The sequence below is a fragment of the Microseira wollei NIES-4236 genome, assembly GCF_020521235.1.
GTDB classification, from domain to species: domain Bacteria; phylum Cyanobacteriota; class Cyanobacteriia; order Cyanobacteriales; family Aerosakkonemataceae; genus Microseira; species Microseira wollei.
This window is the reverse complement of sequence record NZ_BLAY01000005.1, coordinates 1-25,159: the sequence shown is the minus strand read 5'-3', so window position 1 is coordinate 25,159 and position 25,159 is coordinate 1. Positions and strand designations below refer to the sequence as shown.

General features: G+C 45.1%; 19 protein-coding genes and 3 pseudogenes. 9 read left to right on the top strand and 13 right to left on the bottom strand.

The window, feature by feature from the left end:
* Positions 1-61 precede the first annotated feature (61 nt).
* The 4 genes from MiSe_RS02880 to MiSe_RS02865 all read right to left on the bottom strand — a co-directional run bounded on the left by MiSe_RS02880 (position 62) and on the right by MiSe_RS02865 (position 4,415).
* The gene (locus MiSe_RS02880) at positions 62-337 is read right to left on the bottom strand and encodes a MoaD/ThiS family protein (RefSeq protein ID WP_226574434.1); all 276 of its coding nucleotides are present in this window, start codon (positions 335-337) and stop codon (positions 62-64) included.
* 176 nt (positions 338-513) lie between these two features.
* On the bottom strand, positions 514-1,818 hold the full coding sequence (thrC, locus tag MiSe_RS02875; RefSeq protein ID WP_226574431.1) for a threonine synthase: 1,305 nt from the start codon (positions 1,816-1,818) through the stop codon (positions 514-516).
* A gap of 405 nt (positions 1,819-2,223) precedes the next feature.
* Positions 2,224-2,484, bottom strand: coding sequence for a MoaD/ThiS family protein (locus MiSe_RS02870; RefSeq protein WP_226574427.1), 261 nt, complete (start codon positions 2,482-2,484; stop codon positions 2,224-2,226).
* Between the two features lie 407 nt (positions 2,485-2,891).
* A complete protein-coding gene (locus MiSe_RS02865; RefSeq protein ID WP_226574424.1) occupies positions 2,892-4,415 on the bottom strand; it encodes a phytoene desaturase family protein in 1,524 nt (507 codons plus the stop codon).
* 217 nt (positions 4,416-4,632) lie between these two features.
* Here MiSe_RS02865 and shc point away from each other — a divergent pair, with 217 nt between their 5' ends.
* The 3 genes and pseudogenes from shc to MiSe_RS02850 all read left to right on the top strand — a co-directional run bounded on the left by shc (position 4,633) and on the right by MiSe_RS02850 (position 8,142).
* Entirely contained in the window at positions 4,633-6,543 is a 1,911-nt protein-coding gene (shc, locus tag MiSe_RS02860) for a squalene--hopene cyclase (protein ID WP_226574420.1), read from the top strand.
* A gap of 586 nt (positions 6,544-7,129) precedes the next feature.
* Positions 7,130-7,444, top strand: a complete 315-nt coding sequence (locus MiSe_RS02855) for a helix-turn-helix domain-containing protein (protein WP_226574392.1) — start codon at positions 7,130-7,132, stop codon at positions 7,442-7,444.
* Between the two features lie 2 nt (positions 7,445-7,446).
* Positions 7,447-8,142, top strand: a pseudogene (locus MiSe_RS02850) (ISL3 family transposase).
* Between the two features lie 68 nt (positions 8,143-8,210).
* Here MiSe_RS02850 and MiSe_RS52525 read toward each other — a convergent pair.
* A pseudogene (locus tag MiSe_RS52525) lies at positions 8,211-8,357 on the bottom strand (protein kinase domain-containing protein); the annotation flags it as partial.
* A gap of 85 nt (positions 8,358-8,442) precedes the next feature.
* Here MiSe_RS52525 and MiSe_RS02840 point away from each other — a divergent pair.
* Positions 8,443-10,254: an MASE1 domain-containing protein gene (locus tag MiSe_RS02840; protein ID WP_226574389.1), complete on the top strand. Its 1,812-nt coding sequence runs from the start codon at positions 8,443-8,445 to the stop codon at positions 10,252-10,254.
* 46 nt (positions 10,255-10,300) lie between these two features.
* Here MiSe_RS02840 and MiSe_RS53605 read toward each other — a convergent pair.
* From MiSe_RS53605 to MiSe_RS02805, 8 genes and pseudogenes are all read right to left on the bottom strand, one after another.
* Positions 10,301-10,474 (bottom strand): annotated as a pseudogene (locus MiSe_RS53605) (AAA family ATPase); the annotation flags it as partial.
* Positions 10,475-10,714: 240 nt separating this feature from the next.
* Positions 10,715-11,599 carry a phosphotransferase gene (locus tag MiSe_RS02835; protein WP_226574386.1) on the bottom strand — a complete coding sequence of 295 codons (885 nt, stop codon included), beginning with the start codon at positions 11,597-11,599 and terminating at the stop codon, positions 10,715-10,717.
* 147 nt (positions 11,600-11,746) lie between these two features.
* Positions 11,747-12,283: a DUF6022 family protein gene (locus MiSe_RS02830; RefSeq protein WP_226574384.1), complete on the bottom strand. Its 537-nt coding sequence runs from the start codon at positions 12,281-12,283 to the stop codon at positions 11,747-11,749.
* A 27-nt stretch (positions 12,284-12,310) separates the two neighbouring features.
* Positions 12,311-12,751, bottom strand: a complete 441-nt coding sequence (locus MiSe_RS02825) for a GNAT family N-acetyltransferase (RefSeq protein WP_226574369.1) — start codon at positions 12,749-12,751, stop codon at positions 12,311-12,313.
* 56 nt (positions 12,752-12,807) lie between these two features.
* On the bottom strand, positions 12,808-13,224 hold the full coding sequence (locus tag MiSe_RS02820; protein ID WP_444980453.1) for an MAPEG family protein: 417 nt from the start codon (positions 13,222-13,224) through the stop codon (positions 12,808-12,810).
* Positions 13,225-13,655: 431 nt separating this feature from the next.
* On the bottom strand, positions 13,656-14,171 hold the full coding sequence (locus MiSe_RS02815) for a hypothetical protein (protein WP_226574363.1): 516 nt from the start codon (positions 14,169-14,171) through the stop codon (positions 13,656-13,658).
* Complete coding sequence (locus MiSe_RS02810; RefSeq protein ID WP_226574360.1) at positions 14,168-14,899, bottom strand: class I SAM-dependent methyltransferase; 732 nt, start codon at positions 14,897-14,899, stop codon at positions 14,168-14,170. Before MiSe_RS02810 ends, MiSe_RS02815 begins: the two co-directional genes overlap by 4 nt.
* Positions 14,900-15,012: 113 nt before the next feature.
* A complete protein-coding gene (locus MiSe_RS02805) occupies positions 15,013-20,457 on the bottom strand; it encodes a trifunctional serine/threonine-protein kinase/ATP-binding protein/sensor histidine kinase (RefSeq protein ID WP_226574357.1) in 5,445 nt (1,814 codons plus the stop codon).
* A gap of 265 nt (positions 20,458-20,722) precedes the next feature.
* On the opposite strand from MiSe_RS02805, the gene MiSe_RS02800 reads away from it, so the two are divergent.
* The 5 genes from MiSe_RS02800 (at position 20,723) to MiSe_RS02780 (ending at position 25,001) form a co-directional block, all read left to right on the top strand.
* Complete coding sequence (locus tag MiSe_RS02800; protein WP_226574354.1) at positions 20,723-21,757, top strand: BMP family protein; 1,035 nt, start codon at positions 20,723-20,725, stop codon at positions 21,755-21,757.
* Between the two features lie 201 nt (positions 21,758-21,958).
* Positions 21,959-23,452, top strand: a complete 1,494-nt coding sequence (locus MiSe_RS02795; protein WP_226574352.1) for an ABC transporter ATP-binding protein — start codon at positions 21,959-21,961, stop codon at positions 23,450-23,452.
* 54 nt (positions 23,453-23,506) lie between these two features.
* Complete coding sequence (locus tag MiSe_RS02790) at positions 23,507-23,776, top strand: hypothetical protein (protein WP_226574349.1); 270 nt, start codon at positions 23,507-23,509, stop codon at positions 23,774-23,776.
* On the top strand, positions 23,773-24,231 hold the full coding sequence (locus MiSe_RS02785) for a type II toxin-antitoxin system VapC family toxin (RefSeq protein WP_226574346.1): 459 nt from the start codon (positions 23,773-23,775) through the stop codon (positions 24,229-24,231). The genes MiSe_RS02790 and MiSe_RS02785 overlap by 4 nt, the downstream gene beginning before the upstream one ends.
* An 83-nt stretch (positions 24,232-24,314) precedes the next feature.
* Positions 24,315-25,001 (top strand): GIY-YIG nuclease family protein, encoded by a 687-nt coding sequence (locus MiSe_RS02780; protein ID WP_226574699.1) that lies wholly within the window; start codon positions 24,315-24,317, stop codon positions 24,999-25,001.
* Positions 25,002-25,159: the final 158 nt, after the last annotated feature.

Genomic DNA, 25,159 nt, shown 5'->3' with positions numbered 1-25,159 from the left:
CAAGGCTTTTAACCGTCTGTTGTACGAAGTGCGATCTAAATTCCAAAATTCGGTCAAATCTTCAGCCACCTGCAACGGCTGGAACGATGCTAACTTCATCGCCATCTTTAAGCGGTGTCTCGGTTCCTTCCAAGAAGCGGATGTCTTCGCTGTTGACGTAGAAGTTCAAAAATCTTCTCGGTTTTCCTTCTTCGTCGCACAGACGGGATTTGATACCGGGACAGCTTTGTTCTAAAGACTCTATCAGTTCAGCAACGTTGTTAGCGCTACATTCTAAGGTTGCTTGGTCGTTGGTAAATTTTTGCAGTGGGGTGGGGACTAAAACTTTTACAGACATAGTTTGCGATCGGTTGTCAGTTGTGAAGTGCTAATGGCTAATTGCTAACTGCTAATTGCTAACTGCTAATTGCTAACTGCTAATTGTTAGGTGGTTCAAAAGCCACTCTTCCATTAGCCATTAGCTATTAGCCATTAGCCATTAGCCATTAGCCATTAGCCATTAGCCATTAGCTATTAAACAAGCACTTGTTGCCATTCGAGGCGTTCGAGGGTTTGAGCGCGTTCCAAAGCTCGCTCGAAACTATCTAGCTTCGGCTCGATGGTCAGGGGTTCGCCGATGTAACCTTGTACGGCTTCCTGAGTCTTCAAACCGTTGCCGGTGATGTATACCACTGTAGTTTCTTCTGGGTCAATTTTCCCAGCTTCTACTAATTTCTTTAATACGGCGATGGTGGTGCCGCCTGCGGTTTCGGTAAAAATACCTTCGGTTTCGGCTAGCAGTTTGATGCCTTCGACTATTTCGGCGTCGGTGACGGATTCGATGTTACCGTTGGTTTTCCGCGCGATGTCTACGGCATAAACTCCGTCTGCTGGGTTGCCGATGGCGATAGATTTGGCAATGGTGCTGGGTTTGACTGGCTTAATGAAGTCGCGGTTTTCCCGGAAGGCTGAGGCGATGGGGGAGCATCCTTCTGCTTGCGCGCCGCTGAAGCGGACTGGTTTTTCATCCACTAAACCGACTTTGACGAATTCTTGGAAGCCTTTGTAAATCTTGGTGAATAAGGAACCAGAAGCGAGGGGGGCGACGATGTGGTCGGGGAGTTTCCAGCCGAGTTGTTCGATGACTTCGTAGCCGAGGGTTTTGGAACCTTCGGAATAATAGGGGCGCAAGTTGATATTGACAAATCCCCATCCATATGTATTGGCGACTTCGGAGCAGAGGCGGTTGACTTGGTCGTAGTTGCCTTGAACTGCCATGACGGTGGGGCCGTAGATTAACGTACCCAAAACTTTACCGGCTTCCAAGTCGGAGGGGATGAAGACGCAGCAGTCTAGTCCGGCGTGGGAGGCGATCGCAGCTGTAGAATTAGCCAAATTTCCCGTGCTGGCGCAAGATACTGTGGTGAATCCCAACTCGCGGGCGCGGGACAGTGCGACGGATACCACCCTATCCTTGAAGCTGAGGGTGGGCATGTTGACGGCGTCGTTTTTGATGTAGAGATTTTTCAGTCCCAGGCGGCGGGCGAGGCGGTGAGAACGAACCAGCGGCGTCATCCCGGTTCCCACGTCAATTACGTTGTCGGTGGCGACGGGCAAAAATTGCCGGTAGCGCCAAATCGAGTTTGGCCCAGATTGAATGCTTTCGCGAGTGACTTGGCGACGGATGGCGTCGTAGTCGTATGCGACTTCCAACGGCCCAAAGCATAACTCGCAGACGTGCAGCGCTTTGGCTTCGTACTCTGCGCCGCACTCTTTGCACTTGAGGTGTTTAAAGTTAGAGGTTTTAGCCTGGGTTGGGGTGGTGGTCGCAACAGTCATGGGTTTAATCTCTACTCTTTCAGCATTCCGTCAACATGCATTCGATGCTATCACGCAGTAAAAATACTCGTCAAATATATCAGACTTTTTTTGTCGGGTATTGTGTAAGCTGAGTCAGCAGTAGGATTGAGAGCGTTCGCGAAGCGTGCCGGAGGCATATCGCTACTCCAAAATCCGGTATTATTAAAAATTAAAAATTAATTTCAATATTAATTAAGTTAACCTTGACAAAAGTTACTTAGTTCTTGAAAGCAGGTGAGCAGGTGAGCAGGGGAGCGGGTGAGCAAGGGAGCAAGGGAGCAAGGGAGAATATATATTCAAATTCTCCTCTTGCCCCTCTGCACACCTGCACACCTGCACCTCTTGCCCCTCTGCACACCTGCACCTCTTGCCCACCTGGTGAATTTAGCCGCCGCTGACGGGAGGAATAAGTACAACTTCGTCGCCATCTTGCATAACGGTATCAGGTTCGACGAATTGGAGATTGATGCCAAAGCGGGTGATATCGCGCCATTGTGCGAGAGAGGGGTGTTCGGTGATGAAGCGATCGCGCACTGCAACGACGGGTGTATCTTGAGGAAATTCCAGGACTAACTCAGGGACTTTGTATGTTTCCTGGTAGACAGCAAACAGTTTGACGGTGACGGTGATAGAAGAGTTGGACATAGAAACGGATAAACAAATGCTGCCCTTAAAGTAGCGCGAACTTAATCAAGGTGCTTCCAGAATATTTGGACAGATCAGATCAAAGTAAAACCCCGGCTTGCAAGCCTTGTCATTACCCAGATCTCACAGCCTTGTCGCTACCCATAAAACCCGCCGGGGATTTTAATCCCCGGCTAATAGCGAAAGTCCACGCTTTGTGGACTGCTGGAAAATATTAACGCAAGTTGCTAGTTATAAACTTTGGCGTTGCAAGCTTGCTAATTGCTAATTGTGAGATAGCTTCGTAATATCCTGATTGAGCCATTAGCCATTAGCCATTAGCCATTAGCCATTAGCCATTAGCCATTCGCTTCTATTTATGAGATAACTAGCAACTTGAGTTATGTAGGGTCGTGCATCTGGATGATTTAAGTGGGAATCGTAGCGACAAACGTCTTTTTATCCTCGTGGCAAATTTGCTGGATGATGTTGCGACCCGACATCGCGACCACGGGTACGCTGCCCCCAGGCTCAACCCACTGACCGATCGTGTAAAAATTGTGCAGACCGGGCAGTGTCTTAGGCAGCCCGAAGATCATCATAAACATCGTCTGTTTAGTTAACAGCCAGCCACAGCTAGAACCCTGCCAGTTGCCCGTATAGCGCTCGTAGCTGAGCGGCGTAGCAACATCCACATACTCGATGTCAGCTTTGATACCGGGATAAAACTGCTCCAATCGGTCGATCAGAATGCCCGATTCCTGGACTTGCTCGGCGTTGTAGATTGACCGTCCGTAGATGCGCTGCCAGTAATCGTAGGGGGTAGGCAGCATGACGATAACGACTGACTTGCCCGTCGGGGCTAGGGAGGGGTCGAAGCAGTAGTGCTTGACACCGATTTCGTAGCGTTGCTCACCCGCGATCGCTACAGGTCGATCGAGCAGGTACGTCACCCAGTGGGGTTGGCCAGACATGTCGCGGTTGACACCCAGGGACACCTGTAGTTGCGAGTGGACGGGCAGGTGACCGTCGTAGAGGCTTTTGAGTTGGGGGTTGAGGTATTTACCGCCCAGCAGGTTGAACAGGGTGCCGCGACCGTCACAGGCTGCGATGACGCGGTGGGCGCGGTACTCTTCGTTGTTGTACAGCCGCACGCCTATGGCTCGGTCGTTCTGCACCAGAATGCGTTCTACTTGGGAGCAGTAGCGAATTTTACCGCCCAATTCTAGGTAGCGTCTGGCGATGGCGCGGGCAAATTCCAGGGACGCACCCACCGGAAATCCGGCGTTCTTGTTATGTGCGTAAGCCAGCAGCGACATGCCCACCATGACGGGGATGTTCGTCCAGGAAAACATTTGCGGGATGGCGCGACGGAGGAAGGGGTCTTGGAAGCGCGCGCCGAATTCCTCAGCCGAGATTGTCCCCCATTTTGTCACCGACCCAAGGAACGGCAGCATCTTCAAACCAAGCTGACCCCAATCGGCAAGCCCCATCAGGGGTTTCGGCTTCTGTTGCAGCAATGACATATCGAAGCGAGTAAACGCCCGAATCCCTGCACAGAAGTCTTCGATCAACCACCTGTCTGCGGGGGATAGTTGCTTCATGTGTTGTTCGAGTCGGTCGGGGTGACTGTAAACAATCAGCGTTTTCCCGTCCGCCCCAACAATCCGCATGTATTCATCATGATCGACGAACTGCCGACCCTGAACCGCCCCAAGTTCCTGCCACAGACGGTTGAAAGGCTGTCCCGCGCAGGAGCCAAACAAGTAGTGAATGCAGCCGTCGAAGACGTACCCCTTGCGCTCCCAGGCAGTACACAAACCACCGGGCAGGTCGTGCAGCTCAAAAATTTCGGTGCGGTAGCCGTTCATCTGGGCATAGCAGCCCGCCGCCAGCCCAGCAATCCCCGCGCCAATGATGATGATGTCGGTCGAATCAATTTTAGTACCCATTTGCGCCTCGCCTCCTCTGCTGTAAGGCTTGAGCGTTACTGATATCTACCCAGATTATCTACCGATTGAACCTAACCAGACAAATACAATCAACCCAATCGACAACAAGCAAAATCATCAAAGTCCTATGGTAACTCGCGTTGCTGCCAAAACTGGGAAGCTTTATATTTAAACCGTTGGTTTTTGAACTAAAAAACGACTAGAGTGAACGGTAAACATGCAGACTCAAGACAGGACTACGACTGAGACTAAGGTAAAGCGTGCGATCGCTGCATCTCAAAACTACCTGCTTTCGATTCAAAACCCAGAAGGTTACTGGTGGGCAGAATTAGAATCGAACGTATCCATTACCGCAGAAGTCGTTCTCTTGCACAAAATTTGGGGAACAGACAAAACGCGATCTTTGCATAAAGTCGAAACCTATCTACGCAGAGAACAGCGCGAACATGGCGGTTGGGAATTATACTACGGCGATGGGGGAGAAATCAGCGCATCGGTAGAAGCGTATATGGCGCTGAAGTTGTTGGGCGTGTCGGAACATGACCCCGCGATGGTAAAAGCACGTAAGTTTATCTTAGACCGGGGCGGCATTAGCAAAACGCGCATTTTTACTAAACTCCACCTGGCATTAATTGGGTGTTACAACTGGCGCGGCGTTCCTTCGATTCCACCTTCAATTATGTTGTTGCCGGAATCTTTCCCCATCTACGAAATGTCGAGTTGGGCGCGCAGTAGCACGGTTCCGTTGCTGATTGTATTTGACCGCAAGCCGATTTTTAAAATCGATACACCGATTAATTTGGACGAACTTTATGCAGAGGGAATTGAAAACGCTAGATTTGAATTACCCCGTAACAATGATTGGACGGATATCTTTGTCTATCTCGACAATGCCTTTAAATTAGCCCAAAACTTGAACTTAGTTCCATTCCGAGAGGAAGGAATTAAAGCCGCTGAAAAATGGGTATTGGAACGCCAAGAAGTAACCGGCGACTGGGGTGGAATTATTCCCGCGATGCTGAATTCCCTATTAGCATTGCGCTGCTTAAATTACGATCCGGCAGATCCGTTTGTGGAAAGAGGGTTAAAAGCGGTAGATGGATTTGCAATTGAAACCGAAGATACTTACCGCATGAATTGTTGTATTTCCCCGGTTTGGGATACGGCGTTAGTCATGCGCGGATTAGTTGATTCTGGACTCGCCCCGGATCATCCTGCGTTAGTCAAAGGTGGAGAATGGTTGCTCGAGAAACAAATTCTTTCTTATGGAGATTGGGCGGTTAAAAATAAAATTGGAAAACCGGGCGCATGGGCATTTGAATTTGAAAATCGCTTCTATCCAGATGTGGATGATACGGCGGTTGTAATGATGGCGTTACAAGGGGTGAAATTGCCGAATGAGAATTTGAAGAAACAGGCAATTATCCGCGCCTTAAATTGGGTTGCTTCCATGCAATGCGTTGATGGAGGTTGGGCAGCATTCGATCTGAATAATAATGCAGATTGGCTGAATGCCGTGCCTTATGGCGATTTAAAAGCGATGATCGATCCTAACACGGCAGATGTGACGGCGCGGGTTTTAGAAATGTTGGGGCATTGCGATTTATCTATTGATAATTACAACTTGAATCGCGCCTTAGCTTATCTCGCCAAAAAACAAGAACCAGAAGGTTGTTGGTTTGGACGTTGGGGCGTAAATTACATTTATGGAACGAGTGGAGTACTCGCTGCACTTGCTTTAGTTGCGCCGAAATCTCATCGGCAAAATATAGAACGCGGTGCAGCATGGTTAGTTTCCTGCCAAAACAAAGATGGTGGATGGGGCGAAACTTGCCGCAGTTATAATGACCCCAGTTTGAAAGGAAAAGGAGAGAGTACCGCCTCTCAAACTGCGTGGGCATTAATTGGTTTACTAGCAGCAGGTGAAGCAACTGGAAATTATGCCAAAGCAGCGATTGAACGGGGAGTAAATTATTTAGTTGAAACTCAACGTGCGGATGGTACTTGGGATGAAAGTTACTTTACAGGTACGGGTTTCCCCTGTCACTTTTATCTGAAATATCATCTGTACTTTCAACATTTCCCGCTGACTGCTTTAGGGCGTTATCGTTCTCTGTTGGGCAGTTAAAATCCTGTAGGGTGTGTTAGCCGAGAGTACGGCACCTTTTTTGCCCTTTACAGCAGATTGCAAGCGAGTAAGGGAAAGCGAAATCGCTTCGTTTGTGTAGCGGCACCCTTAAGGGTGCCGCTACACAAACGAAGCCGTACCTCATACGGCTGCAATCCGCTATAGTTTCCCAGAAAGTACAATACAAGAGAAGTCGCTGCCTACTTTGACTCTATGCAAGCCAAGCTGAGTGTAAAAGAATTGTTACTTAAGGAACGGGTCTTTCGGGGTCGAGGTGGAAAAAGTAACATAAGCTACAAAATATCCAGGCCAAGTCATTAAACTGAAGATAATTAACCAGCTCGCATCCTCGCTATAAGTATTAGCCCTTTCCCTAAAACAAGCTGGTTAATTATCTTGAAAAAATCGACTGATGCAGTTAAGTCTGTTGATTGGGGTAACTTAGTGATGGACTTTCATTTAGATGCGCTGTTAAATTTACCGAATGTGACAGTTTTTACTTGTTGTCAAGAGCCAAAGTTCATTATTCTAAAACTCCAGTTTTTAAATGAAGGGACGGTTTGCCCACATTGCCAAACCTATACGGATGATATCAATCAAACTCGCACAATTTTTTTTTGTGCGGGATTTAGCTATCTGTGGGCAAGAAGTTTATCTACAAGTTCCCCGCCGACAATTTTATTGTCATCACTGTTCAAGATATTCTACAGAACGTTTAGAGTGGATGGAGATGGGGCGAAAGTACACCCAAAGATATGAATTATATATTTATGAACAAGTTAAACAGCTAGCCACCGAACAAGTCAGTAGAAATGAAGGCATTAGTGCCAAAGAAGTCCAAGGAATTTTTCATCGGATTAGCCGCCGAAAAAAAAAGATTGGGGCGATCCTTACCGTCTAAGTCTGGATGAGTTTAGCAGGCTTAAAGGTCAAAGAAAATTTGTCACAGTAGTCAGCGATATTGACCGAGGAGCCTTAATTGAGGCGATTGACAGCCATCAAAGTGAAGAAATAATTAAAGTGTTAGAAAAACAACCTTTGTCAGTGAGAGCAAAAGTCAAAGAGGTCAGCGTTGATATGTGGGGAGGATGTAGAAGAGTGATTACCGAAGCTTTCCCAAATGCTGTCATAGTTATCGATCGGTTCCATGTGATGAAATTGGTAAATTAAGCTCTGAATAAAATTCGGTTAGCCTTGGAGTTAAAAGGTTTAAAGAATCGGTGCTTGCTTTTAAAAAATGGTGCCGATTTGAATGAATCAGAAAAAGTTGAACTAGCACAGCTTTTATCAAACTCAGCAGTTGTGACAATTGCTGATGAACTAAAAGAGGAGTTTAGAGAAATTTATGAAACCAGTACAGTCGAGATGGGACTAATAAAAATGAAAAAATGGTTAAGTTATGCTGAAATTGTTTTAGGGAAAGTTGCTCAAACTATTCGCCAGCACTTAGAACATATTTGTAATTATTTTATTAGCCGAACAACCAGCGGTGTAATGGAGGGTATCAACAATAAAATTAAGTTAATTCTCCGTCAGGGTTATGGGTTTAGTAATTTTGATCATCTCCGTGAAAAGCTATTAGCTTGTATGTTTGATTAGGAAAACTTATCAACTGATTTACGGGAGAGCCATCGATATCCAAAGGCTGGAAGACAATGTTGTTGACAATTGGGGTTTGTCAGCGTAGGATTTTGCCGACTTAAGACGCTGGCAATGCCAAAATCAATGATTTTAAGTTGTCCGGTTTCGGGGTGTAAGACGATATTGGCGGGGTTAATGTCCTTGTGGATGACATTGGCAGCATGAATCGCCTCAAATCATGAACGAAGCACCCCTGAAGCTTCACCTCCGACTTGCTCTGGTCGTACTATCCGAGGATTGAAAAATTGGAAAGAACCTATGAAAGTTAACCCATTTTTAAGAAAACTTTTTCCTTCATCTTTTAGGGACTGGAACTTTTGGTTGAAAACGGCTCTGGTTGCGATCGCCTACTATGCGACTGCTAAGTTAGCCCTTGCCTTTATTACCCTACCTGGTGATGTTGTCCCTCTATGGCCTCCTGCGGGAACTTCACTGGCAGCTACTTTGATATGGGGCTATCCCATGTGGATAGGAGTGTTTGTTGGCTGCTACTTGGGTCAGTTATCGTCCTATGGATTTGTCACTACGTTATGGGTTACCGTATCAGAGACATTTATCAGCATCTTTGCCGCTTATCTGGTACGACGGTTGATCGGCAATCGCTACATCCTAAATCAGGTAAAAGATGTTGTAATTTTTATGATTGTGGGAGCATTTATCGGTTGTATGCCTTCAGGAATCATGTCTCCCGCTATCCTCTATTTTTATGGCAAAATACCCTGGTCGCTCTACCCCACAGTTGTCTTAACCTGGACACTTTCCGAGCAGTTTGCCGTTCTAATCTTCACTCCTTTATTCCTAGCCTGGAGTCAGAACAGCAGGCAGGCAGTCCAACGGTTTAAAAAACGGTGGATGGAAGCAGCCGTTTTATTCTTCTTGGTCATTGCTGTCAGCCGCATTGCTTTTGGCGGCGGCTATCCAATCGAATTCATGGTCATTCCCCTAATCGTTTGGGCAGCCTTTCGCTTCCATCAACCCGGCTCTACCTTACTAACCGTTATCCTTTGCTTAATTGCTGTAGTCGGAACAGCAAAAGGCTTTGGCTACTTTGTTCGCAATTCCCAAAATGAATCCTTGCTACTGCTGGATTCCTTTGTTGGTGTTATTGCTCTTACAACTCTGTTGTTAGGTGCAGTACTCAGCGAAAATGACAAAGCCAAAGCCGATTTACGCCATGCCAATGCTACCTTGGAAAGCAAAGTCAAAGAACGCACCTCCGAACTCGCCACCGCTAACGAAGAAATTATCGCCCTCAACCAGAAGCTGAAGCAGGAAAACCTGCGAATGGGAGCAGAACTTGATGTTGCACGTCAAATTCAGCAGATGCTCCTGCCTAAACCTGAAGAACTCGAAAATATTGAAGGTTTAGATATTGCTGGTTATATGGCTCCTGCCGATGAAGTAGGAGGTGATTATTATGACGTACTCGAGACAGAAGGTATTGTCACTTTAGGGATTGGTGACGTAACGGGACACGGATTAGAAAGTGGTCTGCTGATGCTGATGACTCAAACCGCTGTGCGAACGCTCAAGGAAGTACAAGAATACGACCCGGTGAAATTTTTAGATACCTTAAACCGCACGATTTATAAAAACGTGCAACGGATGAATTCCGATAAAAACCTGACCCTCGCTATTCTCAACTATGCTTCTGGTCTGCTCAGTATCAGTGGTTTCCATGAAGAAACCTTAGTGGTGAGAAAGTCCGGTGCTGTGGAACGGGTGGACACAATCGAGTTAGGAATGCTCATTGGTTTAGATGAGGATATTGCAGATTTAATTAGCCATACAACGGTGGAGTTACAGCCCGGAGATGGGGTAGTTCTGTATACGGATGGCATTCCGGAAGCCATAGATATCCATAAAAACTTCTACGGACTGGGAAGGCTGTGTGACGTAGTTAGCTCTCATTGGCATTTGGATGCCGCGCAAATCAAGCAAGCCGTAATTGAAGACCTGCGGCGATTTATTGGAGAACAAAAGGTGTTTGATGATATTACCCTATTGGTGTTCAAACACAAGGATGATTTAAGTGTTAGTCCTGAGGAGCAATTGCTTGTCTCGGCTTAACGATAACCTACTTGCTCGGATTGTCTATCATATCATGTCCGGTGGCATCAAGTAATACTTCTAGTTCAAATCGGATCGGAACATCAGACCTTCCACGAGCGAAATCCTTTGACTTGACAAGATCGCGAACTCTATTTGTGACTCGACTGATGGACTGAAATACCTCTAAGACATGAGAAATAGTTGATTTACCTGAACCGTTTTTTCCAATTACTCCCATCCCGGTAGAAAATTATGTACTTCTTCTTTTCTCTTCCTTCGTGTTCTTCGCGTCTTCGCGGTTCATTCAGTACAAATTCTTCCGGCGGGAAGGGAGTAACAGAGCAGATGGCATCTCCTTGAGGGTTAGTTCAAAGTTTTCTAGGCATCTGAAGTTGTGTACGTATAGTCTTTGGGGCATAGCAAAACGACTCCGAGAAGTGGGAAGTGAACGAACTTTTTGATCGGTCTGTCGCAAATACTAATGTAACCTTTGCGATCGCTCGCGCAAATCATCCAGCATGACTTTGACATGTGCAACCCAGTTAGGAAACTCAGGCAGCAATGCATACACCCAGACAATCCCATGTAGCTGTCGCATCTTGATGTAAGGTTCCAGCGTCGCAGAGTCGGGGGCGTCTGGGTAAGCTGCCCTCCCCTCGTCGTCAAGGTTAATCAAATCCCAAGCAACCGGACCGATGCAAGTATCCTCAAAATCGTTCCACAGCAATCCATCCGCAGTCGGGATTAAATTGAAAGCATGGGCATCCCCGTGCAATGGCTGCAACAAACTAGCTGAATTGTTCAATTGAGGAAGCAGTTTATCGTAGGTTTCTTGTAATAGCGTCAAGTCACTTTTGGGGAGGATATCGCCAGCACGTTCAATCCGCTCAAGTCCTCTTGGAATATCGTTTAGTGGCGGTGCTAAAAGCGGTAAATACCCAGGATAATCGCGCAAAACGGCGTGCAATTCGGCTAGCATTTTTCCCACAATTGCCGATTCTGGTAAGGCATCAGATACTGGTTGGAAGTATCGCCAGAAAGTCATAAACAATCCATCATAATAGTGCGGCCCTGGTGGCAAAATATCGCTGGGTGGGACTACGTTCGCGCCTTTTGATGCCAGAAATTCAGCCACCGAAAGTTCGCGCAAAAGCCATGATTCGATCGGAGAGCGTAGCAAAGAGGTGATGGTACTTACACGCGCAACGATTGGTGCAGGTTTTAGATGGATTCGCACGGAATAAGCATCAGCTATTACCTGGGGTTCATCAATATTTATACCGTGGGCAGTAGCAATAGATACTGCTGCTGCTACTGCTCTTGCAGTTAGTGCGGAACGTTCTGGTTTTTCGGAGAGTGACATGATTCGCGATACCTTTACTGGTTGGAGATCCCCCTAAATCCCCCTTAAAAAGGGGGACTTTGAATACGCTAATTTTCCCTAAAAAGGGAAAGCTTTACTCGCTTTACCCCCCCTTAAAAAGGGGGGCATGGGGGGATCAAATACTTTTCAAACACGCTCTAAATTTCGCAAGTAATCTGCGTATTCAATCTGGAATTCAAGTGCGTTTTTGAAATCAGCGGAACGTTGGGACAGCGTCTCTACAACAGCTTCTTTGCTCGTTTCTGTTAAGGCGATAATCTGGGGTTTTTGAGGGATGCGAAACTGGGTGTGGTCGTGAAAAGTAATGGTAACAATGGTTCCCAGTGACTTTCCTTCTGCTGATTCAATCGTACTCCACATCCAACGTTGTTGATCGGTTTGTTCTTGATTACCCCATTCTCTTGAGATGTTGAAATCTCCAGGAAATCTCGGTTCGGGACGCAATTGGGCTTGTTTAAGTTGCTTGTGAATGGGGAGAAATAGCCAGCCTAGATACATTCCATAGGCCATATCACCGGCTTTGTTGAATACGCCCACTAACTTATCAATATTCTTGTGAATTAGGGTTTGCCAGTTGAGCGCAATATGAGCTTCTATGTATTGAGCGATCGCCAAAATATCCCTCTGCTGATTTGCCGCCAAAAATTCCTGTAATGATGCCATCTCTTGCCACCTCAAGGATTTCTGCAACTAATAATCGTACTCAAACATCACAACATCATCTGGGTTCGATCTTTTCCCCCCCGTAGATTGATACAACTGCATAGCTGGAAGATTGCTTTCATTCGTTAACACAAATGCTTCGGAGCAACCCTCTATCCGACCAAGTTTTCTGACTGCTGCGATTAATGCTTTTCCAATTCCTCTGCGTTGGTAGGGTTCTGCCACATCGATTGAATACAAAAATAACATTGGTTCATTTTTATCCCAGCGATCGAGAATATAACCAATGAGTTGACCGACTGGCGCATCATCTAGCTCTGCTGACAACAAAATGTTTTGAGAATTGCTCAGAAATTTGACAATTGTTTCCTGACTAGGTGCGGTATCCCAAAACAGCGTAATGCTATCTATTGCTTTTTCCCATTCATCAGTTGTCAGGCGAGCGATGGAGAGTTTTTCTATACTCATCTGTGGGCTAAATCCTTTGATTGAATCCTACCAACACTTGCTGCAAGCATCCAAAACTAGAAAATTGCTAGAACAGTTAAGGCGACCAAGCAGACTAACTGAATCACTAAGCTTAATAACCTAAACGTTGGATCGATACCAGCTATGTGAATCGCTGAGTGTATAAGCCGAAATACAATGTATACAACTACAAGCGAATCTACGGCTATTCCGGATACGCCTCGAACTGTCAGGAGGAAAACAACTCCTATATACAAAGGCAGGTTTTCTACCAAGTTGGACTGCACCCGAAATAGTCGCCAAAGCAAGCTTTCATCGTTCTGTGTGGCGAAATCTTTTACAGATCCACCGGCAGATAGATGACGAATCCTGACTGCGAGTAGAAGGATAACGATCGCAATCGTCCACAGAATGAAGATTGCTAAACCCCAGAGCGGGAAGGTCATATCGATAGTAGGCATGACTGAACCCATAAACTTCATTTTGTCAAATATAACTCTCATATTAAATCCGGTTGCATCGGAATGATTGGCTTTCTTGGTAATTGGTAATTGGTAATTGCCCCTACACAGAGTAATTCCAATGCAACCGGAAACTATATCAAACACTGCCACAAGCTGTAATTGAAGCAGAGGAAGATAAGGATGGTAAATCATAGAGCAGGCGCCATCTGTTTTTCCGCTCTTTATTAAAATCAGGACTCTAGCACGCGGGGCCAAAAACAAAGGTGATGCGTCAATAGAGCGCCTCTACACCCACGATTTTTCGGATCGCCCTTTGTTTTTTTGCGTAAGTCCTGAAAATAATATTTTATCAGAGCGCGATAAAACTGTTATTTTTGGGCAACTACCAAGCACAAAACAAGTAAAGGCCGATGTTGTATTCGTTGCAGATGGTCACTTTTTTACCACTTACTCTCTGGCAAATTTATTATAAAATAAATTCCTGTCATGCTCAGGTATGAGACTGTATTTGACAATAAGGTTGCTGGGAGAGCTTTTGATTTATTTTCTGGGTTTATAGCCCATTTAAAGAATGGATATTCCAGGAATAGTGTGGCAAGGTAAGCAAAAAACATTCCGACTAGAAAGCCTCCCAGCTTATATTCTTCGACTGCTCTTGTTGCACGCCAAAAATCACGATTTCCCGCTGCAACTGCCAAAAATGGAGCGATGTAGTAAAGACCAAAAAACATTGATAGATAGTTTCCTAATACGATCTTCCATGCTTCAATATTCAATTTTTGTACTTTTTTTACTACCCAGCTTTCGAGTATTCCTATCAGCGCGTTCCCAAATGCAAGGTGAAAGAGACCGAACCACATCATCGGACTACCTGCATTTGCCAATACTGCTTTTGGTGTGAGAGTGAGCAGGAGGAAAATGCTGACTGCTATAATTAATCTCTGCTTGTTCTTCACGATACTTTTGTTGCTATAAATCCAACGTGAGCTTTTCTAAATGTTAATTCTCCATATCCGCGAATGATTCTGACTCGAAAGCCAACTTGCCGCAGTTCTTTGGCAATTTCAGCACTTTTATACAATCGAACAGAGTGAATTTCTTCACTTTTGCGGTAAAGCTCGCCTACTTGACGGAATATTGTCATTTTGCGAGTTAACGTACTGCTTTTTTTATCTTCTTCTTTTTCCAGCAAAATTGCCCATTCTTCCCCTTCGTAATAAGTTTGGTGGGGATTGGAAACGGTTAAAGATCCTGGTTGCAGAATATCGAAAATAAATAATCCGCCTGGGCGCAATGCTTCGTATATTCGAGCGAATAGTTGTTTAATTTCGGTTAAGCCATGTTCGTCAAATTGATAATTTAAGCATTCTCCGATTGAAGTGACGGCATTGCATTTTGGTATTTCTACTTTTAGTAAAGATGCTGTTTGGAAATTAGCCTTGGGTGCTTTTTTCCTGGCTAAATCTATCATCGCATCGGATATATCTATCCCCAAAACATTATATCCGGCTTCGGTGAGGGATTTTGCCCAAATGCCGCTACCGCATCCTAAATCGACAATTAGACCTTTTTCTATACCTTTTTGGCGCAATATTTCTAGTAATCCGGGTGCGGATTGAGTGGCGAAAGTGCCAAATCCCACATCGTGAATGTAAGCAAGATCCTCTTTGTAGCCGCGATCCATAGAACAATAAGCTACTGAACTATTTGATTATTTTATCTTGCAACTACGAGGGGCGCCCAAGTGCCTACTACGAACGGAGCGAAAGCTCTCACCACTGCCTTGCCTTAACATAACTACACATTAGTCTTGACAGGGAGTGTGATGATAAATTCCGAACCTTGACCGAAGGTAGAGTTGACTTCGAGCAAACCATTGTGTTTTTGAGTCACAATTTGATGAGCGATCGCTAACCCCAATCCTGTCCCTTTGCCAACGCTTTTAGTGGTGAAGAGATGGTCGAAAATCTTGTGCTTCACTGATTCGGGAATTCCCGTGCCATTGTCTTTAATTTTAACACAAACTGCGTTCTGAGTTTCGACCCATTCGGTGGTAATGGCAATCCAATTTGGCTGAGCTTTAATCTCTGCAAAACTGCGGCCTATATTTGCATCTTCCAGCGCGTCGATGGCATTCGCCAGAATATTCATAAACACCTGATTGAGCTGTCCGGCAAAGCATTCAACGTTAGGAATCTGACCGTAGTTTTTGATGACTTTAATCTCTGGACGATTTTCGTTGGCTTTGAGGCGATGTTTGAGAATCAATATCGTGCTGTCGAGTCCTTCATGCAAGTTGAAGGGAACGGGAGTGTCGCTATCAGCACGGGAGAAGGTTCGCAGTGAAGTGCTGATGTTACCGATGCGAGCGACTCCTTCTTGCATTGATCTAACCAATTTGGGTAAATCTTCGCGTAAGAATTCTAAATCAATTGTTTCGATTTCATCTTCAATCTCCGCATCGGGATTGGGGTATTTTTCTTGATATAAATCGATTAAGCCAAACAAGTCTTTGATATAGTCGAGGGCAGGTTGGATGTTGCCTTTGAGGAAGCCAACTGGGTTGTTGATTTCATGGGCTACGCCTGCTACCAAATTGCCTAAAGCCGACATTTTTTCCTTCTGCACCAGTTGCAGTTGCATTGTTTGAAGTTCTTGTAAGGTTTGCTCCAATTGCTGAGATTTCTGGCGCAGTTGTTCGGCATAAGTTTGGGATTGTTGATAGAGTCGCGCATTTTGTAGAGAAATTGCGGCTTGGGAACAGAGGAATTTGAGCAATTCGACGCGCTCGCTAGTAAATGCTTGGCTGGTGAGGGAGTTTTCTAGATACAACACGCCAATTAGCTTGCCTTGATTCAGAATGGGGGTACACAACAGACTTTGGGGTTGGTGTTGGGTGAAATAGCGATCGCTAACAATGCTGGGATGGGTTTTAGCATCGGTAATGACGGTTTCTAAGGTGCGTTCTACATAGTGAATCACGGCTGATGGGAAGTGCTTGCACTCATTTACAGACTTGGGAGACAAGCACTCAATGGCATTATTTAAATATTCGACAGCCACTTCTAACTCGCCGTCGCGCTCGAGAAATAGAGCCGCTTTATCGGCTCCAGAGTTTTCGACAATGACTTGCATTAAAGTAGCAAGTAGTTTATCGAGATGGATTTCGCTGTAGAGTGTTTGAGCCGCTTTAAGGAGAGTGCCGAGATCGAGCAGGTTAGAGATAGAAGTGGCAGTACTGGAGACAGTTTGGTGCAGGGAAATAAGGGTATTAACCGAAGTGGCGAGGGGTGAGATATCGCTAATATGCAATCTTTGCAAAATTGGACTCAGCAGTTTCGGATAGCGGGTTGCCAAATCTTCAACTTTGGCTTTGGCTCCCCATTTGGCGTAGCAGTAGTAGGCTGCTTGCATATAGCCTGCGGCAACTTTTTCTTTACCCCAGTCGAGGTAGAATTTAGCAGCGAGTTCGTTGCTAAGTGCTTCTTCTTGGATGTATCCGTTGGCTTTGGCTCCAGAGATGGCGCGATCGTACCAATCTCCTGCTTCATAATTCTTGCCTAAAACGCGGCATTTTTCCGCTTCTACTAAGTCAACCTTATGTTGGTGATTCATGGGGGCATAGTGCGCCCAGTGCTGTTGTAATTGCGTTTGGTTTTCTTCCACCCGCCCTAATGCCTCTGATGTCTTCTCTGATTGTGGAATACTAGCTGCTAGAACGGTCAAAGAATCATAGAAATAAAATGCGGGTTCACCAACAGTTCCAACAACAGCCATTAAATAGTGTCTGACCTCAACTGCATGGTTTTGAGCTGATTCAATTTCCCCAAACAGGTAGCAAAGCATCAGCTTGTATAAATAAAAGAAATACAACCCAAACAAGTCATGGGCTTCGAGCAGTAGGGGCAGAAATTCTGCTTCTTGGAGGGCTTCCCCAGACAAAATAATAGGCTCAGACCCCAGCCCCAGCAAATTTAAAATAGATTGCCAATAGATGCGACACCAATTAGCTGTTGTCAGTTGATTTAATTGCATCAATCCATTGCAGTAGGCGCGAGTCTCCTGCTCCAAAGTAGCAAGGGGCTGACCGCACCAAAAAGAATTGAGGCAAAACTTGTGGGCAGTATATCCGACGTATTCCAGGTTTCCGACTTCTAGCGCTGCCGCATACCCCTCTTGCAGAAGCGGTAGCGTTTTTTTAATGTGAGATTTGCGGTGTAATATGAATAATCCCACCACACTGAATATCTCTGGCTTGACAGCTTTAGCATCCAGTTTGGAGACGACCCGAAGTGCCAAATGACCGAACTTTACCCCTATATCCACATCTTGCAAAAGATTACAAGCAATGATGCTATAGCTAGCATAAGCAAAGGGGGAAACTGATGTATTTCCATATTGAATAGATAGCTTGACTGACAAGGTAACCAGCAATGGAAACAAGGGAGACCCAGAGATGTAAGCGGCTGCTATGATGCTATTGGCAATCTGAACAATGGCGATTTTTTCGACCTCGGTCATCATCGGCAGGTTAACAAAGTCTTCAATTTCCCTGTCTCCAATCAGTTGTGCAATCTCTGCAATTGCCTGTTGAATGTCATGCTCTGTGGGTGTTTCGGGAAAAGTCACACCCAACTGTTGCAAGATTTGTTGGGCAATCGCAATGGCTTCGGTCAGTTTATTCTGGGAGAAATTGGCTAGAATCCTGATGTGGTAAACATTAACCTTTTCAAGTAAAGTGTGTGCTTGCTCGATCACCATCTCAATCAAACGATCCATTGCCTCAAAGTCACCGCATAGCCAAGCTAATTCAGCCCCTAAGTCATGGAATGCTAGACTCATTTCATATTGCTGTTGCCAAGGTTTTTCTCCTAGCATTGACAATCCAATGCTGGCATATTCACGCCCCGCTTGATAGGCGGTGGCGACTCTCGCTTTGCCACAGGCAATGAGATTGAGTTCGGCTAATTCATCTCGTTCTTTTTGTTCGGTAATTAAAGTAGTTCCATAGTTTAATTGATTAACCAGTTCAAAAATTCGCTCTTCTCTGGCTTCTTTTGATATCTTTTGCAGCAGCAGTTGTCCGATGTGGTAATGGGTCGTTTGTTTTTGGTCGTCGGGAATGAGTGAATAGGCAGCTTGTTGGACGCGATCGTGCAAAAACTTGTAGGGAACCGATATATCTTGAGTAGATTTTGCGTCATTGTTTTGGAAAAACTTATAGGTTTCACTAATCGGCAGAATCAACCCTGACTGCAACGCTTTCCACAAATCCGCAGCCGCATCAACTGGCGATTTTTCCGACACAACCGCCAACGTCGTCAAATCAAAAGAGTTGCCAATACAAGCGGCTAACTTCAGCATTTCTTGCGTTTGGTCAGGCAATTTTTGCAACTGCGCTGCCATAAACTCGACCACGTCATCGTTGAGGGCAGCGGCTTTTACCTGCGCTAGATCGCATTCCCAGTGGTGTTCTTTCTGGTTGAATGCAATCAAGCGTTCGCTATACAATGCCTGAAGAAACTGCGTGGCAAAAAACGGATTACCCTTGGTTTTATGATATGTTATATCCGTCAAGGGTTGCGCTAATTCTTTTGAGCAAAAGATCGTATCTGCTACCAACTGATTGATATCCACCTGATGCAGCGGTGCCAGGGTAATTGTATTAATCGTTGCACCTGCTTTTTTGATTTCCTCCAGCGTCAACATCAACGGATGTGCTGGAAACACTTCATTATCTCGATAAGCACCCAGCAATAGCAAATATCCGGTTTCCGTTTCACTCAACAACAGTTTCAGCAAACAAAGCGATGCCGAATCTGCCCACTGCAAGTCATCCAAAAACATCACCAACGGATGCTCTTTAGTAGTAAAGACTTGAATAAACTTCTGGAACAGCAAGTTAAACCGATTCTGCGCCGCACTGCCGGATAATTCCGGTACAGGTGGCTGTTTGCCAATAATCCGTTCCAGTTCGGGAATAACATCAATAATAACCTGCCCGTTCTCGCCTACAGCTTGCAGGATTTTGCTTCGCCATTGTGAGAGTTGAGCCTTACTTTCCCCCAACAATTGCGCCATTAAATCGCGGAAGGCTTGCACAAAGGCAGAGAAAGGAATGTTGCGCTGAAATTGGTCGTATTTCCCTTTGATAAAATAGCCGCGCTGACGCACAATTGGTTTGTGAACTTCATTCACTACGGCAGTTTTACCAATGCCGGAAAAGCCTGCAACTAGCATCAGTTCGCTGCTGCCGTTAGCGACGCGATCAAAGGCTGATAATAAGGTGGCAACTTCGGTTTCTCGACCGTAAAGTTTTTCTGGGATAATGAAGCGATCGCTCCTATCCTGTTGCCCAATCTCAAACTCCGCAATCGTTCCCGTTTCTTTCCATTGGTGCAGACAATTTTCCAAATCGTGCTTCAATCCCATTGCACTTTGATAGCGATCTTCGGCATTTTTTGCCATCAATTTCGCCACAATTTTTGATAATACGACAGGCACAGATGAATTGACCTCGTGTAGCGGTCGTGCAGTTTTTGCCAGGTGACAGTGAACTAACTCCATTGGGTCATCGGATTGAAACGGCAGTTTCCCAGCAAGTAGTTGATAGAACGTCACCCCCAAGGAATAAAAATCGCTGCGATAATCAATCCCGCGATTCATGCGTCCGGTTTGTTCTGGTGATAAATAGGCAAGGGTTCCTTCTAAAACGTTGGGATTTTGGATTTCTTGAGTTTCTCTGGCTAAAAGTGACGAGATGGAAAAGTCAATTAATTTGACTTGTTTGGTTTCTTCATGAATCAGGATGTTGGCAGGTTTAATATCTTTATGAATAACCCGGTGTTGGTACAGGTGGTGCAGGATATCCGCGAGTTGAATTGCGATCGCACCAAATGTAGCGATCTCTAGCGGGTGTCCTTGGGTAAATTGCGATAGAGAAATCCCGCCAAAGTCTTCCATCACGAGAACGTAGCCATTCCCGCAAGGTTCTAGACTATAAGGTTGGATAACTCCCGATATATTGCTACTGTATATCTCAGTAATTCCACGCATAATGGCGTACTGATTGCGAAACTGCACCAACTCGCTAAAGGTGGGCATTTCGTTTCGCAGCAGCTTCAAAATCACCTGCTTCTGGTCAGACTCTCGAATTGCTCGATAAACTAACGTTCTCGAACCTGTATAAAGTTGTTCGGTAATTTGATATCCTACGATCGCAGCATCTGCAAGCACTTTCATCCCAGTCATTCTCCCTGAATCCGTTCAAGCGTCATCATTTATCATGCCCATTGGGAAGCTGAGTTTAACAAGACCGGGGTAGATTTACGCGCCAGCTGCCCTGGTGTTGGCGGTCTGACGCGCTAATTCATCATCTGATCTGGGGTTAAGCGATATGCCGACCGCACGAATCCGCGCATCCGCAAGCGTTAGCGAACGCGAACGCAAAATCCCACCTCTAGCTGTAACATAACTACATAGCGAGGAGTATGGGAGAGCTTCGCCCATGACAGAAAACGTAACTCGGCGCAGATTCCTGTTATACAGTTGGGCCGCCTTGGGAACGAGTTTATTGCTGAAAGCTTGCAACAGCAATACCCAAACCACAAAAACGGATAAAAATTTCCCAGTTGCCATTGTTTTACCGGGAATTATCACCGATCAAGCTTGGAATCAATCTGGTTATCAAGGCGTACAAACGGCGAAAGAAAAACTGGGAATTGAAACCGCTTATGTAGAAAAAGTCCAGCCAGCAGATCAAGCAGAAGCGATGTCCGACTTTGCGCGGCGAGGTTATAAAGTAGTATTTGCCCACGGCGGACAATTTGATGCAGCGATTCAACAAGTAGCGGCGCAATTTCCCAATACCTTTTTTGTGGGTGTGAATGGTAACGTCAAGGGAAATAATATTGCCTCGTTACGCATCGATCACCTGCAAGCAAGTTATGTCTGCGGAATTATTGCGGCTGCGATGACAAAATCGGGGCAATTGGCTTATCTTGCAGCACAGTCATTTCAAGCGACAGATGAAGAATTGCGCGGATTTGAATTAGGGGCGAAGTCTGTGAAGCCGAATATTAAAATTGCTTCCAGTTATACGGGTGACTGGAATGATGCGGCGAAGGCGAAAGAAGCAACGCTGGCTTTAATTTCTTCGGGAGTGGATGTGGTTTATCAGTGGTTAGATAATGCCTCGCCTGCTGTGCTGCAAACTGCTGCGGAAAAGGGCATATTTGCCTTTGGGAATACGGCAGATCAATTGGATGTTGCGCCCAAGGCGGTGTTAACCAGTGCCGTGAAGCGAATTGATTTGGCAATTGCTTATTTAGCAGATTTGGCGGTGAAGGGAAATCTGAAGGGAGAGATTTACACGATTGGTTTAGAAAATCCAGAAATTTTACACCTGGGCAAGTTTGGCGCGATGGTTTCCCAGGAGGTGCAGCAAAAAGCAATGCAGACAAAACAGGCAATTTTGGCTAAAAAAATTATGTTTGAACCTTGCAAGGAAAATGGCAAAGATACTCGATGCGTCAAGCCATAACGAATGGAATTCGCGGCTACACAAACAAAACCCGCCTGCGCGGGTTGAACTAGCCATAACGAATGGAATTCGCGGCTACACAAACAAAACCCGCCTGCGCGGGTTGAAATTATCAAAAAGTCCGCGCAGGCGGACTTCGTTTGTGTAGCCCCAGACTTCAGTCTGGGAATCTTAATCAAAAATCTAAAATCCAAAATTACCATGACATATTTACGCCTTGAAAACATTACCAAACGCTTTGGCAATTTTGTCGCCAATGACAATATCAGTTTAACCGTCAGTCGCGGTTCAATTCATGCGTTGCTGGGCGAGAATGGGGCAGGTAAAACAACTTTGATGAATATCTTGTGCGGACTTTATCAGCCAGATTTCGGAGAAATTTATCTGGAAGATCGGTTGATAAAAATATCTTCGCCTAGCGATGCGATCGCGCGCAACATCGCGATGATTCACCAGCACTTCATGCTAGTCCCCCAACTCACCGTCACGGAAAATATTATCCTCGGCAAAAACTGGAATTGGCGGCTAAATTTAAAGCAGAAAGCCGAGACAATTTCATCTCTATCAAAATCCTACAATTTGGAGGTCGATCCTTTAGCAAAAGTGGGAGATTTACCCGTAGGCGTGCAGCAGCGAGTGGAAATTCTCAAAGCACTTTACCGCCAAGCACAACTGCTGATTTTAGATGAACCAACAGCGGTATTAACTCCACCAGAAGTAGAGGTTTTGATTAATATTTTACGCCATGCTGCAAATGGCAAGACAATTATTTTTATTAGTCATAAGTTAGAAGAAGTAATGAATCTCTGCGATACCGTTACCGTGTTGCGGCGAGGACAGGTAGTCGCGACGACAAGAACCGCCGATACAAACCGTCAGCAATTAGCCGAATTGATGGTAGGAAGGGCAGTATTATTTCAGTTGGATAAACCTGCAAAAAAATTGGGGTCGGTGGTGTTGGAAGTACAAGGATTGCAAGTGCAGGATGACCGAAAATTATTGGCTGTGCGTGATGTTTCGTTTCAATTGCACGCCGGGGAAATATTAGGAATTGCTGGAGTAGATGGGAATGGACAAAGGGAATTGGCGGATGCTTTAGCAAACTTACGCCCTCTGGCTGCGGGAACAATTAGCCGATTCCCCCCTAACCCCTCCTCGCCAAGGCGGGAGATCGCTTATATTCCTGAAGATCGCCAAAAAATGGGGTTGGTTTTGGGATTTAGCATCGCTAGAAATCTGATTTTGAAAGTTTTTTATTTGTTGCCTTTCTGTCGTAGTTGGTTGCTTCAGTATGGGATAATCAATGATAGCGCCACATCGGCAATGAACAAGTTTGATATTCGGGCTGAAAATCCATCTGTTAAAGTTAGTCAATTATCGGGTGGGAATCAACAAAAAGTTGTAGTGGCGCGAGAACTTTCTGGGGCACCAGATTTAATTATCGCCATGCAACCGACGCGGGGATTGGATGTGGGGGCGACGGAATACCTGCAGCAAAAACTATTAGCTGAACGCGAAAGAGGGGCGGCAATCCTGTATATTTCGACCGAATTAGAAGAGGTGATGATGATGAGCGATCGCATCGCCGTCATGTATGAAGGAAAATTCGTGGATATCCTAGATGCTAGCAACGCTACTGTGGAACAAATCGGTTATTTGATGACAGGTGGTAAGGTTTTGGGAACAGAAGAGTAGCGGGTGCAGTAGTTGTTATGTACAATTGAGGAAAAACTATTTCAAGGTAAATGTATGGCAACCCTTTACTTGGAAAACTTTCCCGATGAATTGTATGCAAAATTGCAACAATTAGCCGCAGCGCAAAATCGCTCAATTGATGTACAAGTGCTTACACTGTTAGAAAGTGCTTTGAAAAGTGAAACAAAACCACCTCAAGTAGAAGCGCCTAACAAGTCTGTACAAGAAATTTTGGCTGAGATCAACCGACGCCGCGAGTCGCTACCACAAGATCTCGGACTACCTGATAGTACCATTTTACTAAGAGAAGACCGCGACAGATGACAACACCTCTCCGATGCGTTGTAGATGCAAGTGTAGGCATCAAGCAATTTATTCCAGATCCACTATCCTCTAAAGTAGTGGATCTATTTGCTCGCCTTTCCTCTCCTGAGACTGAAATATACGTACCCGATCTGTTTTATATCGAGTCTGCTAATATCCTCTGGAAATATGTCCGTGCTGGGCGTTATGCTGTTGCTCTAGCGCAAGGAAATTTAGGCAGTCTCAAAGCTTTACCATTACGAGTAGTTTCCACAGCTGAGTTAATGGAAGAAGCTGTTAATATCGGTTTGAATTATGGAATTACCGCGTATGATGCGTGTTATGTTGCGCTTTCTCAGCAAGTTAGTGCGCCGCTACTGACGCTTGATGAAAGGTTGGTTAGCGCTGTGGCTGCTGCGTCTTATGATGTGCGATCGCTTAATCATTTTACCATGACACCATTGCCAGAATCATAGTTTTTATGTTTCCTGAATTTGATTTATCTCAACTACCATTTTAATATTTAGCACAACGGGACAGTTTACCTGATTGTCCGGCTATTTACTTTGCCCTTGACTCTAACCAGAGAGTCTTGTACGTAGGTAAGGCAATTAAACTCTTAACAAGATGGAAAAACCATCATCGTTTTGAACATCTAAACAAACTTAACCGTAAAAGTCCTATCAAGTTAGCTTGGATGGTTTGTCCTAACGATCCGGAATTAGTTTCAAAAGCTGAATCTTACTTTATAGATTTTTATCAACCTTTACTCAATCAAGCACCTGTACCAGCTAATAAAATAATTCCCGCAGAGGTAGTTTTACAGCCGACTCTTGCCAAGCTATCCAAGTATGTTGTGATATTTGGTGTTGATACCGATCAAGACTCTGGTATTCCTACTGTATATATAAAATATGATTGGTTGTATAGAAGTCCTATCCGGACAATACGCAGTATTTTTAAAGCTGACAATAAAAAACCTACTGGTTTGAGATGGAGTGAATACTGTAGACGACAGTATAGTTTTTGGAAAGCTACTTGCAACGGTGTAGCCATAGATATTGCGCCTTGGGATGGGGTATTGTATTTACGGAATAAAGCAGTAATACAAAAATTGGCTGGTGTAGAGATGCTGGCTTTACGAGAGCCAGAGTTTACAAACATCAAAAACTCATCGCTTAAAGAACAATTACCAGGATTGGCTATATTAGAACATGACCCTATACCTCTTTTATGGTTACAATAATATAAATTCCGCCTAACGACTAAAGTCGCGGCTATACAAACTTTGACCGCCTGCGCGGTCTAAAATACAAAAACTATTCTCAGCCTGCGTAGGCAGGCTTAGTTTGTCTAGCCTCTATACAAACTTTGACCGCCTGCGCGGTCTAAAATACAAAAACT